This is a genomic window from Ruminococcus sp. AM43-6, from assembly GCF_003461785.1.
Classification (GTDB): Bacteria; Bacillota; Clostridia; order Oscillospirales; family Ruminococcaceae; genus Hominimerdicola; species Hominimerdicola aceti.
In genome coordinates this window covers 1-2,278 of the sequence record NZ_QTXU01000070.1, presented here as the reverse complement: position 1 = coordinate 2,278, position 2,278 = coordinate 1, and the positions used below count along the sequence as shown (strand labels likewise).

Genomic DNA, 2,278 nt, shown 5'->3' with positions numbered 1-2,278 from the left:
AAATCACGAACGTTCCAGAACCACAGCTTTACGTTGGCTTTCAGGTTTTCGGGGTAGATGTAGGTTTTCATTTTTTGTATCAACTCCTTATGCTTTTGTCTTAATCATATTAACAGCCTTAGCCCCCATAGAAACAGTATGACTGACGCTCATCATATTAACCCTGACGCTCGTGTCAAGCCCATACATCTGTGCAATCCTCGGAACTTCCGTTGCCGACAAGCAAATTCCCACCGCAAGCAAAGCGTGCTGAGTGTAGGTCAGCAGTCCGAGATATAAAATAGTTGTCTGCAAAAATGCAGTCAGACAAGTAGCGATCACTTGCTTGCACCATGAGTAAAAACCGTCCGTGTAACCTCTCGGAACACTGAACAGATACAGACTTCCCACAGCTATCTGACACAGCATTATGCCGCCGCGCTTGATGTTTGAAAACACTACCTTGACTGTGCAATAGCCGAAAAGTATGATAAAAAACAGGCTGAACAGCGAAACGTCCGAAGCAAGGGCAATAATTACGGAAAGTCCCGTGCCTGCCACCGACGATGATGTAGCCCCTATAAAACCGCCCAGCAGTTCATGGGAGAAAGTGCCCTGCATCGCCACACAGAATGCGTACAGCCTTTGCGGAACAACAGTCACCAGACTTGCCGCCATAAAGCCTTTCAGCACGTTCAGACAGGTGTTTTTGATGTTTGCCTGCCCCGATTCGTAGGCTATTGCCGTATCGAATACCGCCACAATAAGTCCGCAGACAAACAGCATCCAGGCAAGGCTGTGGAACAATGCTATGAACGACTGCACCCACGACAGAGCGAATATATTGCTTGTGCTTTTGTTTATGAATTCAAATAAGTCGGCAACTGCGCCGTAAATGAGGTTGAATAGCCAGGAAAACATTATGTCCCATATTTCGTCGGTAATTGCGTCCACCGCCGAGCCTACCGTGCTGTCCCAAAGGCTTGATATCCCGTCTCCGATCCAGTCTATGGCGTCGCCGATCCAATCAAACATTCATGTCACCTCGATTTCCCGTTGGAGTGATCTCTCCCTTGATCTTATACAATGAACTTCTCCGTCCGCCTTGTGTGTGGTATCTTGCTTCACGTTCCAGCAAGCCGTTTTCTTCAAGCTCGTTAAACGCCCGAAATACCGTGCATCTGGACAGGTTCAAATCCTCCGCAATTCGACCTACGGAGGGATAGCATTCGCCGTTTTTGTCAGCTCGTCCGCACAGATAGCAGTAAACGGACACAGCCTTGTGGCTTAGTCCTAAGTCGTAAATTCTTCTCGGTAGTATCAATTTGCATCAACTCCCATTCGTTTTAATACTGGTTTTCTTTTTCGGAGGCTCATCCTCGAATTCTTCGTCTTCCGTTATCTCAAATTCCGTTGGAAGAGCCGCTTTTTTCTTCTGCGGATATTTGACCTCAATGTCCTTGATCAGCTCGTCACGCTCCTTGTAGGAAACCGCCCTTGCAGTCTTGTCCGGCAGGCGGTATTCATCCTCAAATTTTATGCCCCATTTGAAGAACAGCTTTAGCTTACTTATCATTGGGTGAGTTCCCGTTTTCATAACAATAAACTGACCTTTGGGCATAGACTTTAATTCATCCACAGTCATCAACGGTCTGCCTATCATCTGCAGCGATTGGGATTTATCCCTGCCGTGCGAAACAGAACCGCTTAACACTGTCTGTTCGCCGAGGGATTTTGACAGAACCTCCGCACTCTGACTGTTTGGGGCAAAACCGCCGAAAACCGTGAGCTGGGTGTTGTCCGTAATGATCTCCATACCCTGTTTTCCGTAATTCTGTTCAAGCTGTGCAAAGGACTGAATTACCGCAATAATACTAATTTTTCGGCTTCTACCTGCGGAGAACATAGCCTCCATACCCTCAATTTTAGGGAAAGTTCCCAGTTCGTCACAATAGAACATTACACGGTTCGGAAGTGCGCCGCCATGCTCATCGGCTATAACTAAAATTTCACGGTATAACTGTTGAATTAAAAGCGATACCATAAAATATTTGCTCGTATCTTCTTCGGGGAGAACAATAAAAATAGCCGATTTTTCATTGCAGAATTTCTCGGCGTCCACGGCTGTTCCGAAACAGAGCATTTGCTCCATTTCCGTATCAAGAAAGCTGTTAAGCCTTGAAAGAGCAGTTGACATAACGGACATCATAGACTGATCCGATGAATTAAGTGCCGCACCCGCAAGCCATTTTGCTTTATGCTCCGAGGGGAGCTTGTCCATAAGCTTTGTAAAATACAT

General features: G+C 46.4%; 3 protein-coding genes. All 3 read right to left on the bottom strand.

Going from position 1 to position 2,278, the window contains the following annotated elements:
- Positions 1 to 87 precede the first annotated feature (87 nt).
- Positions 88 to 1,014 (bottom strand): conjugal transfer protein TrbL family protein, encoded by a 927-nt coding sequence (locus DW938_RS14395; RefSeq protein WP_118054652.1) that lies wholly within the window; start codon positions 1,012 to 1,014, stop codon positions 88 to 90.
- Entirely contained in the window at positions 1,007 to 1,303 is a 297-nt protein-coding gene (locus tag DW938_RS14390) for a helix-turn-helix domain-containing protein (protein ID WP_117865816.1), read from the bottom strand. The genes DW938_RS14395 and DW938_RS14390 overlap by 8 nt, the downstream gene beginning before the upstream one ends.
- Positions 1,304 to 1,309: 6 nt before the next feature.
- Positions 1,310 to 2,278: type IV secretory system conjugative DNA transfer family protein (locus tag DW938_RS14385; RefSeq protein ID WP_147342413.1), on the bottom strand; the 969-nt coding region annotated here is incomplete at its 5' end.